Source organism: Hoeflea sp. TYP-13 (assembly GCF_040932035.1).
GTDB lineage: Bacteria > Pseudomonadota > Alphaproteobacteria > Rhizobiales > Rhizobiaceae > Hoeflea_A.
In genome coordinates this window covers 535,771-550,406 of record NZ_JBFRBB010000005.1, presented here as the reverse complement: position 1 = coordinate 550,406, position 14,636 = coordinate 535,771, and the positions used below count along the sequence as shown (strand labels likewise).

Annotated in this window: 10 protein-coding genes; 8 read left to right on the top strand and 2 right to left on the bottom strand. The window is 59.1% G+C overall.

Features of this window, described 5'->3' with window-relative positions; translation table 11 throughout:
• Nucleotides 1–897: a MurR/RpiR family transcriptional regulator gene (locus ABVT35_RS25555; protein WP_368470413.1), complete on the bottom strand. Its 897-nt coding sequence runs from the start codon at nt 895–897 to the stop codon at nt 1–3.
• 75 nt (nt 898–972) lie between these two features.
• On the opposite strand from ABVT35_RS25555, the gene ABVT35_RS25550 reads away from it, so the two are divergent.
• The 7 genes from ABVT35_RS25550 (at nt 973) to ABVT35_RS25520 (ending at nt 9,087) form a co-directional block, all read left to right on the top strand.
• Complete coding sequence (locus ABVT35_RS25550; protein WP_368470412.1) at nt 973–3,450, top strand: FAD-dependent oxidoreductase; 2,478 nt, start codon at nt 973–975, stop codon at nt 3,448–3,450.
• Entirely contained in the window at nt 3,447–4,547 is a 1,101-nt protein-coding gene (locus tag ABVT35_RS25545) for an alcohol dehydrogenase family protein (RefSeq protein ID WP_368470411.1), read from the top strand. The genes ABVT35_RS25550 and ABVT35_RS25545 overlap by 4 nt, the downstream gene beginning before the upstream one ends.
• The gene (locus ABVT35_RS25540) at nt 4,544–5,653 is read left to right on the top strand and encodes a mandelate racemase/muconate lactonizing enzyme family protein (protein ID WP_368470410.1); all 1,110 of its coding nucleotides are present in this window, start codon (nt 4,544–4,546) and stop codon (nt 5,651–5,653) included. Before ABVT35_RS25545 ends, ABVT35_RS25540 begins: the two co-directional genes overlap by 4 nt.
• Before the next feature lie 9 nt (nt 5,654–5,662).
• Nucleotides 5,663–6,937 (top strand): aspartate aminotransferase family protein, encoded by a 1,275-nt coding sequence (locus ABVT35_RS25535; RefSeq protein WP_368470409.1) that lies wholly within the window; start codon nt 5,663–5,665, stop codon nt 6,935–6,937.
• A gap of 82 nt (nt 6,938–7,019) precedes the next feature.
• Nucleotides 7,020–7,637, top strand: coding sequence for a LemA family protein (locus ABVT35_RS25530; protein WP_368470408.1), 618 nt, complete (start codon nt 7,020–7,022; stop codon nt 7,635–7,637).
• A gap of 8 nt (nt 7,638–7,645) precedes the next feature.
• Nucleotides 7,646–8,461: a YgcG family protein gene (locus ABVT35_RS25525; protein ID WP_368470407.1), complete on the top strand. Its 816-nt coding sequence runs from the start codon at nt 7,646–7,648 to the stop codon at nt 8,459–8,461.
• Nucleotides 8,455–9,087 (top strand): TPM domain-containing protein, encoded by a 633-nt coding sequence (locus ABVT35_RS25520; protein WP_368470406.1) that lies wholly within the window; start codon nt 8,455–8,457, stop codon nt 9,085–9,087. The genes ABVT35_RS25525 and ABVT35_RS25520 overlap by 7 nt, the downstream gene beginning before the upstream one ends.
• A gap of 36 nt (nt 9,088–9,123) precedes the next feature.
• Here the strand turns inward: ABVT35_RS25520 and ABVT35_RS25515 are convergent, their stop codons facing one another.
• Nucleotides 9,124–9,699, bottom strand: coding sequence for a peroxidase-related enzyme (locus ABVT35_RS25515; protein ID WP_368470405.1), 576 nt, complete (start codon nt 9,697–9,699; stop codon nt 9,124–9,126).
• Nucleotides 9,700–9,819: 120 nt separating this feature from the next.
• Between ABVT35_RS25515 and ABVT35_RS25510 the strand changes: the two genes are divergently transcribed.
• Complete coding sequence (locus ABVT35_RS25510) at nt 9,820–14,619, top strand: NAD-glutamate dehydrogenase (RefSeq protein ID WP_368470404.1); 4,800 nt, start codon at nt 9,820–9,822, stop codon at nt 14,617–14,619.
• The last annotated feature ends 17 nt before the right edge of the window (nt 14,620–14,636 follow it).

Here is a 14,636-nt window from a genome sequence, read left to right as displayed (position 1 = left end):
TCATTCGTCGGCGGAGTAGATGCCAAGCGCATGGCGGCGCGCATGGAAGCGTTCGATGTTGGAAATAACCTTGGGATCTGCATCGGCGATGACGAAGGCCATCAGCGTTTCGAGCAGTGCGATGGTCGCCACCGAGGAGGGAAAGAACTGCGGTGTGTCCGCATCAATGACAAATGCATGATCGCCGGCAATGACAATGGGAGACGCCGGGCTGTCGGATATGGCAATGATGGTCAGCCCCTGTTCGCGAGCAAGTTCAACGGCATCGACGACCTCCGAACGGTAGGGCTTGCAGGTCATGGCAATCAGAACATCGCCGGCCTCGGCGCGGGCCAGATCGTCAATGGCATTGCTGCCGTAGCGCGGTATCGCCTCGATCGTATCGACGGCCATGTCGGCGAGATAGGTGAAGTTACGCGCATTGGAGCTGTTGACGCCGACGCCGAGCACGAAGGTGCGCCGCGCCGCGACGATTGCATCTGCCGCAAGCTTCATGGCACCGTCACTGGTTGCCGCGAATGTCTCCTCGATGTTGCGGATGGCGCTTGCGGCCATGTCGGCATAGAGTTTTGACAGTTCGCCGCCCTTGGCCAGCGACTGCAGCCACCTTGCCCGGTCGGGAAAACTGACGCCGCCCTTGCGGATTTCGTCGCGGAAGGGTTCGCGGAAATCTTCATAGCCGTCAAAGCCGACAGAGCGTGCCATGCGCACGAAGGTGTTGGGTTTGACGTTGGCCGCGTCGGCGATTTCCCGGATCGATGACACGCTGACATCGTTGGGGTTCTCCAGCACGTAGGCTGCCGCCTTTCGCGTCTCCGGCGTCAGGTTTTCAAGTTCTGCCGAGAGCGCTTCAAGCACGGCTTGGGGTGGCTGGGAAACTGTGTTTGGTACGTTCATGTTATTCATGGTTGACGAGAGTACATTTGTACAATTAGCCTGTCCACCAGAATTGTTGCCAAACGGGAAAATCTGGTGAACGACAAAATTCAGGGATCCTTGCCAACAACTGCCCGCGTCGTCATTGTCGGCGGCGGCATCATGGGCTGCGGCCTTGCCTATCATCTTGCCCATGAAGGCTGGAGCGATGTTGTTCTGCTTGAAAAAGCCGAGCTGACGTCAGGTTCGACCTGGCACGCGGCCGGCCAGATCACCCATTCGACTTCAAGTTTCGGGCTTGGCAAGTGCGTCGAATACAATATCGGCCTTTATTCGGGAAAACTGGAAGAAGAGACCGGTCACTCCGTCACCTGGCACGGATGCGGTTCCTTCCGGCTTGCCTATACGCAGGACGAGATGGACTGGCTGCGCCACACTTTGAGCGTCGGTCGTTCGCTCGGCTTCAACATCGAGATTGTTGGCAAGGACCGCATCGCCGAACTGCACCCTTTTTATAATCTCGATGGCGTTATTGGAGCGCTGCATACCCCTGATGACGGTCACGCGGATCCTTCGGGCATAACGCAGGCGCTGGCAACCGGCGCACGCCGGCTCGGCGCCAGGATTTTCCGCCACTGCAGAGTAACGGACATCAGACAGATGCCGTCAGGAGAATGGAAGGTTTCAACCGTGCAAGGCGATATTCTGTGCGAGCACGTCGTCAACGCCGGCGGCACCTATGCGCGGCAAATGGGGGAGTGGAGCGGGCTGCAACTGCCGACGACCTCCATGACCCATCATTATTTCGTTACCGATACGGTCCCTGAATTTGAGGAGCTTGAGCGAGAATTGCCCGTCATCCGGGATGACAGGCTGGTTTCCGGTTATATCCGCATGGAGCAAAAGTCCGGGCTGATCGGCATCTATGAAAAGGCAAATCCCAACACGGTCTGGGAGGATCACTGCCCCTGGGAGGCCGAGAACGAACTCTTCGAAGCCGATTACGACCGCATTATGCCATGGCTGGAAAACGCCATGGGCCGCATGCCGATATTTGCCGAGCTCGGCGTCAAGCGCGTGGTCCATGGCGCCATCTCGCACCCGCCGGACGGCAATCCGCTGATCGGTCCGGCGCCGGGGGGCAATAATTACTGGTGTTGCTGCGGCACGCAGATCGGGATCGGCTGGGGCCCCGGCCTGACTCGCGAGCTGGCGCGCTGGATGGTCCATGGTGCGTCCGACATTTCCATGCGCGACTATGATCCGCGCCGTTTCGGCAGCTATGCGGACAAGGCCTGGCAGGTGGTCAAGGCAAAGGAGGATTATTGCCTGCGCCATGAAATTCCGTTTCCGCATTTCAACCGGCTGGCGGGTCGGCCGATCAAGCCGAGCCCGCTTTACGAGCGGCTTCATCAAAAAGGCGCCGTCTATGAAGAGGTCTACGGCCACGAACGCCCGCGCTGGTTCGCAAGGGACGGTGTGGAACAGAAGGATCACTATTCTTTCCGCCGCAATGTTGTTCACGACATCGTCGGCGCTGAAGTCAGGGCAGTGCGCGAGCGCGTCGGTATCATGGACATATCCGCCTTTACCAAGGTCGAGGTCATCGGGCCGCATGCCGAGGCGCTTCTGGATCGGCTGGTCGCCAATCGCCTGCCGCAAAAGGCCGGGGGTATTGCGCTTGCCCATCTGCTCAACCGGCGCGGCCGGATCGAAATCGAGCTGACCATCGTTAAGCTGGCGAATGAACGTTATTATCTGGTCTGCGCCGCCTTCTTCGAGCAACGGCTTCTCGACCATCTCAATCGCTATCTCGGCAAGGAATCGGTGACGATAATCAAACGCTCCGACGAGTGGGCAGCAATTACCCTGCAGGGCCCGCAATCCCGTGTGGTTTTGGGTAAAGTTACGGATTGTGCGCTCGACAATGCCGGTTTCGGATGGCTCACCGCTCGGGAAATAAAGATTGCCGGCTACCCGATGTGGGCGTTCCGCATGTCCTATGCCGGTGAGCTGGGCTGGGAAATCCATGGTCCACGCGAAAATATGCCCGCCGTCTATGATGCGCTGTGGGCATCGGGCGAACCCTTCGGCATTGCCGATTACGGCTCCTTTGCCATGAATTCCATGCGCATGGAAAAAATGTTCAAGGGTGCAGGTGAACTGACCAATGAGGTCACTTTGCCGGAGGCTGATGTCATGCGCTTTGTTAAAATGGACAAGGGCGACTTTATCGGCATGACGGAGACGCAAAGGAGTGCGGCGGGCGAGTTGCCCTGGATTTGCGCCTATCTTTCAATCGAGCCAGACGGCGATGAGGACGGCCACGGAGGGGAAGCGGTCCTCCACGATGGCAAGGTTGTCGGCTCCACGGCCTCTGTCGCCTATGGCCATACGGTCGGAACTATCCTAGCTTTTGCCTATATCAAGCCGCATGCGGCAAGGCCGGGAACCGCGCTGACCGTGCTGATTGCCGGCAAGCCGCGTTCGGCGGTTGTGCTTGCGGAACCGGCTTACGATCCCGAAAGCCTGTTGCCGCGCACTGATGCTTCCCGGAAGGATGCAGCCGAATGACAGAGATCCCTCAAACGATGCGCGCCATGGTGCTTACCGGCCATGGCGAAATGGACAAGCTGGAATACCGCACCGACTGGCCGGTGCCGCAAGCGGACCCTGGTGAAGTGCTGATCAAGGTGCATGCCTGCGGGTTGAACAATACCGACGTCAACACGCGCACCGGCTGGTATTCCAAGACAGTGAGCGATGCGACGACAGGCTCTGCCCATGAGACGGTCGGCGCGGACGATCCTTCCTGGGGCGGTGCGCCGATCCGGTTTCCGCGTATACAAGGCGGCGATGCGGTCGGAACCGTTGTTGCCGTCGGCGAAGGCGCCGATATCTCGCTGATCGGCAGGCGCGTGATGATCGAGCCCTGGATCCGGGACCCCGGTGACCCGCTCAACATGAACAAATACGGCTATTTCGGTTCCGAATGCGATGGCGGATTTGCTGAATACACCAAGGTCGTCGAACGCAATGTATGTCCCGTCGAATGCGATCTGGATGATGCAGAGCTGGCCACCTTTGCCACGTCCTGGATCACGGCAGAAAATATGCTCAACAGGGCGAATGTGACAAATGGCGATTCGGTTCTCATACCCGGCGCGTCCGGCGGTGTCGGTTCGGCCCTGGTCCAGCTTGCCAACCGGCGGGGCGCGACGACGGTCGCCATGGCCACAAGGTCCAAGCACGATGAAGTGGCGGCGCTCGGTCCCGATGCGGTGGTCGACCGGTCTCCCGATAATCTCAAGGCGGAACTTAAGCGCACGATCGGCAGCGAGACGGTCTCGGTCGTGGCAGATGTCGTCGGCGGTGCGTATTGGCCGATGATGATTGATGCGCTGGCACGCGGCGGGCGCTACACCTGCGCCGGTGCGATCGCCGGGCCGATCGTTGAGCTTGATCTGCGCACATTTTACCTGCGCGATCTGACATTTACCGGCGCAACGGCCGTGCCGCCGGGAACTTTCGGGAACCTGGTCCGCTATATTGAGGACCACGAGGTCCGGCCGGTGCTGGCCGGAACCTATCCGCTGGAGCGGCTGCACGACGCGCAAAGAGCCTTTATCGACAAAAAGCATATCGGCAATATCGTGGTGACGATGGAATGAAGATCGCCCGCATATCCGTCTATCAGAAGGATCTTCCGCTGGCGGACCCGTACTGGCTGTCCGGCGGACGCCTGAAATTCGAGGTCCTGGACGCGACATTCGTCAAACTGGAGACCGATTCCGGTCTGGTCGGATGGGGAGAGGGCACGCCCTGGGGTCATACATATGTTCCCGCACACGGACCCGGTATCCGCGCCGGAATAGAGACAATGGCAAAGGCGGTCCTTGGACTTGATCCGCGCAAGGTGGAACTGGTGGAACGATCCATGGATCTGTGCCTGCCCGGCCATCTCTATGCCAAAGCGCCGATCGATCTGGCCTGCTGGGATATATCGGGCAAGGCGTTCGGCTTGCCGATAGCCGATCTTTTGGGCGGCAGGCGCGAGACCGGAACGCCGGCGGCGTCCTCGGTCTCATCGGGCGATCCCGACTATATGCTGGGAATTATCAACCAATACCGGGAGCTGGGCTACTACGCCCATTCGGCCAAGGTTGGCGGCAGCGATGTCGAAAGGGACATTGCGCGCATTCGCCATCTGGAGGCGAACCGGCGGCCGGACGAGATTATTCTGTACGATGTCAATCGCGCCTGGACGCGGCGCGAGGCAAATATCGTCATGAACGCGGTAGCCGATCTTGGCGTGACATTTGAGCAACCCGGCGAGACACTCGATGACATCGCCGAGATCCGAAAAGTGACGACTTCTCCGATCAGTGTGGATGAAAGCCTGGTCACGTTGCAGGATGCCTGCCGCATTGCCCGGGAGGGCATAGCCGATATCTTTGGTATCAAGCTCAACCGGGTCGGCGGTCTGACGAAGGCCCGCCGTATCCGCGACGTCGGCGTGGCTCACGGTATCCAGATGTTTGTCATGGCGACGGGCGGTTCCGTGATGGCCGATACCGAGGCGGCCCATCTAGCCCAGACCGTTCCGCAGGAATTCATCCGGGCAAGCTGGTCCTGTCAGGATATGCTGACCGTCGACGTTGCACCCGGCAATGGTTGCCGCTGCATAAACGGTCTTATGACGGCCGGCGAGGAGCCGGGCCTCGGTTGTGATCCGGATGAAAACATCCTCGGCGACCCGGTTGCCATCTACCAGTAGGAATTGGCCATGAATCAGCAACAGTGGATAGACCGGGCAAAGGCCGTATTGCCTGCGGGCGGTTTCGGCAATTTCGATCCCGGCATCATTATCCGCGAAGGCAGGGGCTCACGCGTCTGGGACGAGGCCGGCAATGAATATATCGACTATCTGATCGGGTCCGGGCCGATGCTGCTTGGTCACGGCCATCCGGAAGTGCTTGATGTGGTCAACGAGCAGCTCGGCAAAGGCATGACGTTCTTTGCCAACAACGCACGCGGCATCGAGCTGGCCGAGGAAATCTGCCGGGCCATGCCGTGCGGCGAGATGCTGCGCTACGTCTCCACCGGCGGGGAGGCGGACATGTACGCAATGCGCCTTGCCCGCGCCTATACCGGGCGCGACAAGATCATGAAATTCGAAGGCGGCTATCACGGCATGTCGGCGGAAGCGCAGATGAGTCTTGCGCCCGCGCGGCTGGCCAATTTTCCGACCCCTGTGCCCGATTCCGCCGGCATTCCTGTTAGCGTGCGGGACGAAATGCTGATAGCGCCGTTCAACGACATCGAATTTGCCCTCTCCTTAATCGGCGAACGCGGCAGCGAGATCGCCGCCATTATCGTCGAACCGCTACAGCGTATCGTCCCGCCGGAGCCGGGCTTCCTGGAAACGCTGCGCGAAGAATGCACGCGGCGCGGCATCGTGCTCATTTTCGACGAGATCGTCACCGGTTTCCGGTTTGCCTATGGCGGCGCTCAGGAGCTTTATGGTGTGACGCCCGATCTTTGCACCCTTGGCAAGGTCATCGGCGGCGGGTTTCCGCTTGCCGCGATTGCCGGTCGCGCGGACATCATGGCCCATTTCGACAAGTCCATCGTCGGTGAAGAGGGTTTCCTGATGCAGCTCGGCACGCTTAGCGGCAATCCGGTGGCAGCGACGGCCGGGCTCAAGACGCTGGAAATTCTGAGACGTCCGGGAGCCTATGAAAAACTGCGCCAGTCCGGTGAAACGCTGATGGATGCGATTGCGGCCGCGCTGACGAAGGCGGGTATCGATCACCGGATTGTCGGCGACCCGACTTTGTTTGATGTGGTGTTTACGTCAGGGGAGGTTCGCAACTACCGTGATGTCTTCAAGGCCGACGCAGCGCGCAACGCCCATTTCAATGGTGCACTTCGAGCAAAAGGCATCTTCAAGTCGCCCGGAAAACTCTATCCTTCGCTGGCATTGACGAAGGAAGACATCGATCAGACGATCGATGCGATCGCATTTGCCGCCTATGAGCTTTGCCGGCAACCGGTCTGACGTTCGGTTGTGCGGTTTGGACGGTTTCGCGCGACGCTTCCATCCGATATGGTGATTCCCGACAAATCGGGGAATCCACCAAATGACTGTCGCCCACACTACGTTGTCGTCCATGCGGCCCGGCCTCATCCTTGCTATGCTGTTCAGCCTGCTTGCGCTTTCGGGCTGCGGCATCAATGCCATCCCGACCTATGAGGAGCAGGCGAAAGCCGCCTGGAGCCAGGTGCTGAACCAGTACCAGCGGCGCTCTGACCTCATTCCCAACCTCATCGAAACGGTGAAAGGTTATGCGGCTCATGAAAAGGATGTTCTGACATCGGTCGTCGATGCGCGGGCAAAGGCAACGTCGGTGCAAATCCCGGCGGATGTGCTGACCGACCCGAAGGCGTTTGAGACCTTCCAGCAGAACCAGGCGGCACTGACATCGGCGCTCACCCGGCTCCTGGCCGTATCGGAAAGCTATCCGGATCTTAAATCCAATCAGAATTTCCTGGCGCTGCAATCGCAGCTCGAAGGCACCGAAAACCGAATTGCGGTTGCCCGCCGCGACTATATCGAGGCGGTGCGTCTTTATAATACGGAGCTTAAAACCGTTCCGGGCCGCTGGTGGGCATCGTGGTTTTACCCGGATGCCAAGCCCATGCAGACCTTCACGATAGACGCGGAAAGTCACTCAGTTCCAAAAGTCAGTTTCGATTGAGTGGGGTGATGCGGGGATCTTTGCATAGCGCGGGCCGCCTGTTCGTCGGGCTGCTTTTTGCCGTTGTAGCGATTGTTACAGCCGCTCCCGGCGCCGGCGCTCAGGATATCCCGCCATTATCCGGCCGTGTGGTCGACACGGCCGGAATATTGCCGGCAGATGTTAAGTCCCGCCTGATCGCGCAGCTTGCGGCCTTCGAGGACAAATCCTCAGACCAGCTTGTCGTTGCCACCATCAAGACAACCGGTGAATGGACCATCGAGCATTACGCAAATCTGATGTTCAGGCGTTGGGAGCTGGGGCAGGCCGAGGAAAATAACGGCGTTTTATTGCTCGTTTCAGTCGAAGACAGGAAACTGCGCATCGAGGTCGGATACGGTCTTGAGGGCGTATTGACCGATGCACTGGCCAAGCTGATCATCAGCGAAACGATCGTGCCGGAATTTCGGGCCGGCGATTTTCCGGGTGGAATCCAAGCCGGCGTCAACGACATTATCGCAGTGCTCGAGGGCGATTCCGCCGGTCTGATGGAACGGGCCGAGCGCTATGAAAAGCGGCGTGACCCAACGGATTATTTCGCCATCGGCTTTTTTGCGCTCTTCTTCCTGTTTTTCGGCGGGATGATCCTGTTTTGCATTCTTGCGAGGATATTCGGCAAGAAGATCGGTCCCGGTCGCTACAAATGGCTCGGTGTCGATGTCAGCACTTCGGGCTCCGGCGGCTCATCCGGCAGCCGGTCGTCCGGATGGAGCTCAGGAAGTTCGGGCGGGTTTTCAGGTGGCGGCGGATCTTCCGGCGGGGGAGGCGCATCGGGGGGATGGTAGTGCTCAGCCAAGACGAACACCAAAGGATCGCCGAAGCAATACGGGCCGTCGAGGCGCGGACCAGCGGTGAAATCCACTGCGCCGTCTGCCGCCGGTCCGACCCGTATTTCCTGGCAGCAGCCTTTTTCCTTTCCTCTGCCGCGCTGGTTCTCGGCCTGGTGTTCAGCTGGGTTCTGCACTGGCTTTGGATCGACATTGCACCGATGGAACTGGCGGCCATACAGCTTGCAGCCTGGGCGCTGGGCCTTCTCCTGTTGTGGAGATTTCCTGCGATGCGGATTCCCATGGTTCCGAGGAGGATCTGCTACCGCCGCGCCCACGCCAATGCGCTGCAACAGTTTTTCGGGCGCAATATCCATGTCACGGAGGCGCGGACCGGCATCCTGATATTCGTCTCTCTTGCGGAACGGTATGCGGAGATCGTCGCCGACAGCGGTATATCGGCCAAGGTTGCACAGAAAGAATGGAACGACATCGTTGGCGCGCTCACCACCGGCGCAAGCCGGCACCAGCTCGCGGACGCACTGGTCGAAGCCGTCAACCGGTCGGGTGAATTGCTCGCGGCACATTTCCCGCCCGGTTCCGACGACAAAAACGAACTGCCAGACCACGTCGTGGAAATATGATCGTCCGGCACGTCAGGAAATATTGTCGGCTAAACTCTATCGGGCCATGGCGTGATATTCGTCGTTCGGGCGCATATCGGTGGCCGATGCCATGCGATTGGACATGTTGAAGAAGGATGCTGTTGCGCCGATGTCCCAGATGTCCCGGTCCGAAAAGCCCGCATCGCGCAGCGCCTGCCGGTCCGCTTCGACGATTTTGTCCGGCTCTTCGGTCAGCTTGACCGCAAAATCGAGCATGGCCGTCTGGCGTTCGTCGAGATCGGCGGCGCGATAGTTCATCACCATCTGTTCGCCGAGCGCCGGATCGCCCGAAAGCTGGCGAACGGCTGCACCATGGGCGGCGAGGCAATAGAAGCAGTGATTGACTGAAGAAACGGCGACCGCGATCATTTCGCGTTCCAGTTTTGAAAGCCCGGAATCGCCGAGCATGAGATCGTTGTAGAATGTGCTGAACGCCTGCAGCTTGGCCTCGTCAAATGCATAGGCCAGCAGCACATTCGGGATCATGCCGAGTTTTTCCTCGCATTTGTCGAAATAGGCCTTTGTCTGCGGTCCGAGATCCGCCGCTGGCTCCAGATTCAGGGCGGTGGTGGGCTTTGATCTGCTGCTCATCTCAATCTCCGGTGATTTTTATTGGTCGGATGAATATTTGCGTCGCATCCATTACCAGTTCTGCTACCATCCTTCGCCAGGCAAGGTCGAGAGCCTTGCGGCATCTACCGGGAGAAAGACATGGGCACGCGCCGTCATCCAAAGCGTGACAAGCAGATCGCCAGAATAGCCGAAATCCTCAACCAGCAAAAAAACAAATATATCGATCCCGACCAGCTATTGGGCCATGTCAGCGCTGACGATGTGCTTTTATACCGGCCGGAATCTCTTGCCGCCGCTTGTATCCACGCCCATGAGCAGATTGAGCAATGGAACGGCGATAATACCCGCATATTTGTCGGACCCGTAGAGGGCATAGATCTTGCGGGACGGTCTTTGACCGTCGTGTCCATCGTCGATCACAATATGCCGTTCATTTATGACTCGATCATGGGTGAGGTCTCCAATGCGCACAGGGATATCTGCCTTGCCGCGCATCCGGTCATCAAGCTGCGCAGGGCCACGGACGGGGCAATCAAGGACATTGACCTTGCCGTGGCGGGGCAGACGGAAGATGGCTGGCAAAAAGTCAGCGTCGTTCAGATCCACCTGCCAAGGCTTTCGGCGGAGGCCGTCAAGCTGCTCAAGGCCAACCTGCTCAAGGTGCTCGACCAGGTGCATCGGGCGGTTGCCGACTGGCGTGTAATGCTTGAAAAGCTCGACCGGGTTGTTTCCGAACTTCAGGAATCGGGCGGCAGCCAGCATCTGGCCGAACGCGAAGAGGCGCTCGCCTTTCTCGAGTGGCTGCGGGACGACAATTTCACGTTTCTCGGAATGCGCGAATATCATTTCCGCGGCACCGGCAAGGAAGCCACGGTCGAGCGGGCGGAGAAAACCGGCCTCGGCATCCTGTCCGATCCCGATGTGCGGGTGCTCAGGCGCGGCACCGGCCACGTCACCACAACACCGGAGCTTCTTGCATTCCTGCAGGGCCCTGATGCGCTTATCGTGACCAAGGCCAATGTGCGCTCGCTGGTGCATCGCCGGACCTATATGGATTATGTCGGCGTCAAGCGGTACGACGAAAGCGGCCGGGTGACCGGCGAGCTGCGTATCGTCGGACTTTTTACCTCGACCGCCTATACACGCTCCGTCCAGCGCATTCCGCTTTTGCGGTCAAAGGCCAATGCGGTTGTGTCGAGTTTCGGCTTCGACAAGGAGAGCCATTCAGGCAAGGTTCTGCTCAATGCACTGGAAAGCTACCCGCGCGACGAGCTGTTCCAGATCGATGTGCCGATGCTGGCCGGGTTCTGCGAACAGATCATCGAACTCAGCGACCGGCCCCGCGTGCGCGTCCTGCCACGCATCGACCGGTTCGACCGGTTCGTCTCGGTGCTCGTCTATGTGCCGAGGGACCAGTACGACACCGATGCCAGAGGCCGCATCGGCGCCTATCTCAAGGATGTGTTCGATGCACGCCTGTCGGCCTATTATCCGGCGTTTCCGGAAGGCGGCGTCGCGCGTGTGCACTTCGTGCTCGGCCGCTCGGGCGGGCGAACGCCGCGTGTCTCGCAGGAGGTGCTGGAAAATACCGTTCGCAGCATTGTCACGCGCTGGGAGGATCAGTTTGCAAAACTTGCCGGCGTCGACAGCCTGGCGCTGCACACATCCGACGCCTATCGCGACAATTTCACTCCGGAAGAAGCGGTCGAAGACCTGCCGAGCTTCCTGCAGTGCGCTGAGAACAATCCGATCTGCATCGATTTTTACCAGCGTGACGGGGAAGCCAGCGAAAACCTATCGCTGAAGATTTTCCATCTGGATGCACCCGTGTCCCTGTCACGGCGCGTTCCGCTGCTGGAAAATCTCGGTTTCAGCGTCATCAGCGAGCAGACTTTCGAAGTTGCCGTCGGCGTCGATGTAACCCAGACTCGCAAGGTGGTCCTGCATAATATGGAGCTGGTGCACCGCGAGGGCATGGCGGTCGATCTTGCCCGTCTCGTTGATCTTCTCGATGAGGCGTTTCTGGCTACCTGGTATGGCCGCATCGATAATGACGGCTTCAACAGGCTGGTTATCAACTCGGGACTGACCGCCAGAGAAGTGACCGTACTTCGCGCCTATGCGCGCTATCTGCGGCAGGCGGGTATTACCTATTCTCAAGGTTATATTGCCGAAACGCTCAACCGCTATCCGGAAATATCTTCCGATATTTTCAACCTTTTCCGTGCCCGCTTCGACCCGTCGCTCAAAGTCAGGGCCGCAGCCAAGGAATATGACGAGGTCAATGGCCGTATCGAAACGGCGCTGGCGCGGGTTCCAAGCCTTGACGAAGACCGGATATTCAGGCGCCTCGTCAATGTCATCTCGTCGACCCTGCGCACCAATTACTACCAGCAGGAAGAGGATGGCGCACCACGCGCGACCATGGCCTTCAAACTGGATCCGCGCTCTCTGGACGGTATTCCCGATCCCTGTCCCTATCGGGAAATCTTTGTCTACGGCTCAGACGTCGAGGGTGTTCACCTTCGCTTCGGACCGATTGCCCGCGGCGGCCTTCGCTGGTCGGACCGGGCGCAGGATTACCGCACCGAGGTACTTGGCCTCGTCAAGGCGCAGCAGGTCAAGAATGCAGTTATAGTACCGGTCGGTTCTAAAGGCGGCTTTTACCCGAAAAACCTGCCGGCCAGCGGGACGCGCGACGACATTTTCAATGCCGGGCGCAATGCCTACAAGATCTTCATCTCGACGCTGCTGTCGGTTACCGACAACATCGTGGACGGCAAGGTGGTGTCGCCCAAGAACACACTGTGCCACGATGATGACGATCCCTATTTCGTTGTCGCCGCCGACAAGGGAACTGCGACGTTTTCCGATACCGCCAATGCCATCAGCCAGGAGCATCATTTCTGGCTGGACGATGCTTTCGCGTCCGGCGGCTCCGACGGTTACGATCACAAGAAGATGGGGATTACCGCGCGCGGTGCCTGGGAAGCCGTCGAGCGCCATTTTCGCGAAATGGACATCGATATCCAGACAACCGAATTCACGGTGGCGGGCGTCGGTGACATGTCGGGAGACGTGTTCGGCAACGGCATGCTTTTGTCGCCCAAGATCAGGCTGGTGGCGGCCTTTGACCATCGCGATATCTTTATCGATCCGAATCCGGACTGCAAAATTTCATTTGCCGAGCGCAAGCGCCTCTTTGAAGTCGGCCGCTCGAGCTGGCAGGACTACAACCAGTCGCTGCTATCGCCCGGCGGGATGATTATTTCCCGAACCGAAAAATCCGTCACGCTCAGCAAACAGGCGGCGGCGGCAATCGGACTTTCCGACACCAGGGCGACGCCGTTTGAAATCATCATCGCCATTTTGAAGGCGGAGATCGATCTCCTGTGGTTCGGCGGCATCGGAACCTACATCAAGGCTGTGGGTGAAAGTGATGCGGATGTCGGCGACCGTACCAACGATGCTGTGCGCATAACGGCTGACCAGGTGGGTGCCAAGGTGATCGGGGAGGGTGCCAATCTCGGTGTTACGCAGCTTGGCCGTATCGCGTTCAACATGCGCGGCGGGCGCTGTAATTCCGATGCGATCGACAATTCGGCGGGCGTCAGCTCGTCCGACCTTGAGGTCAATATCAAGATCGCACTGGCGGCCGCGATGCGCGCGGGGCGGCTGTCCCTGCCCAATCGCAACAAGCTGTTGATCGGAATGACCGACGAGGTGGCGGCACTGGTTCTGCGCAACAACTACCTGCAGACCCTCGCCATTTCACTGGTCGAACGACGCAGCGCCAGGGCAACGGGCGATCTTTCCCGGCTGATGAACCGCCTGGAGACCTATGGCCATCTCGACCGGACGGTCGAAACGCTGCCGGACAATCAGACGCTGGCAGAGCGCGTTGCGGCAGGAAAACCGCTGACGCGCGCCGAAATCGGTGTCCTGCTGTCCTACGCAAAAATCGTTCTGTTCGACGATCTGACCAACAGTGCGTTGCTTGATGATCCCTATTTCGAATCCGAGCTGATCGACTATTTCCCCAAGCGCATGCACAAGACCCATGCCAAGGATATTCGTGAGCACCGGCTGCGGCGGGAAATTATCGGTACCGTGCTTGCCAATGACGCCATCAACCGCGGCAGCCCGGTCTTTATCAGCCGGCTTGTGGATGCCACCGGCATGCTGCCTTCGGATATCGTCAAATCCTATGTGATGGTGCGTGACGGGCTCAGCCTGCCGGCGCTGTACGATTCCATCGACGCGCTGGACAACAAGGTTCCGGGCGAGATCCAGAACGAGCTTTATGCGGGCGTCGGCCATGTCATTCAGACGGTGTCGCGCTGGGCGCTCAAGACCGGGGTCAATTCAGAACCACTGGCACCGACCGTCAAAGCGCTTCGTGCCGCGGTCGATTCGCTGGAATTGATCCTGCCGTCATTGCTGCCCGGCTTCATGCAGGAGGAAACGAAACGCTGGTATGAGCGCGCTGTCGAACACGGTGTGCCCAAAAAGCTCGCAACGCGGCTGTCGCAGTTGCCGAGCCTTGCACTGATTCCGGAAATCATGCAGATCGCAAAGGCCTCGGGCGCGGATTTGAAGAAAACCGCCAAGACCTTTTTCGATGTCACCGAGCTGTTCCGCATCAGCCGCATGGATACTGCTGCGCATCAGGCGAATGTTTCCGATCACTACGAAGCGCTTGCCATTGCGCGCAGCCTCGACGAGATCACAGCCGCCAGGCGGTCCATCACCACGACGGCGCTGGAAAATTTCGGAACCGACAAGGATACCGTGGCAGCATGGCACTCGGCCGACCAGATCCGTATCGACCGCGGCCATGAGCGCATCAGCGAGCTGATCGACGGAGGCGAAATCAACATTGCGCGGCTGACCGTTGCCGCAGGCATGATGGGCGATATTGCCCGCGGGAGAAACTGACCCGTCGGGGCCTGACA

Excerpts from the sequence above, each read along its gene's own strand:
- ABVT35_RS25555 (WP_368470413.1), bottom strand. The coding sequence starts at position 897 with ATGAACGTACCAAACACAGTTTCCCAGCCACCCCAAGCCGTGCTTGAA.
- ABVT35_RS25545 (WP_368470411.1), top strand. The coding sequence starts at position 3,447 with ATGACAGAGATCCCTCAAACGATGCGCGCCATGGTGCTTACCGGCCAT.
- ABVT35_RS25540 (WP_368470410.1), top strand. The coding sequence starts at position 4,544 with ATGAAGATCGCCCGCATATCCGTCTATCAGAAGGATCTTCCGCTGGCG.
- ABVT35_RS25535 (WP_368470409.1), top strand. The coding sequence starts at position 5,663 with ATGAATCAGCAACAGTGGATAGACCGGGCAAAGGCCGTATTGCCTGCG.
- ABVT35_RS25530 (WP_368470408.1), top strand. The coding sequence starts at position 7,020 with ATGACTGTCGCCCACACTACGTTGTCGTCCATGCGGCCCGGCCTCATC.
- ABVT35_RS25525 (WP_368470407.1), top strand. The coding sequence starts at position 7,646 with ATGCGGGGATCTTTGCATAGCGCGGGCCGCCTGTTCGTCGGGCTGCTT.
- ABVT35_RS25520 (WP_368470406.1), top strand. The coding sequence starts at position 8,455 with ATGGTAGTGCTCAGCCAAGACGAACACCAAAGGATCGCCGAAGCAATA.
- ABVT35_RS25515 (WP_368470405.1), bottom strand. The coding sequence starts at position 9,699 with ATGAGCAGCAGATCAAAGCCCACCACCGCCCTGAATCTGGAGCCAGCG.
- ABVT35_RS25510 (WP_368470404.1), top strand. The coding sequence starts at position 9,820 with ATGGGCACGCGCCGTCATCCAAAGCGTGACAAGCAGATCGCCAGAATA.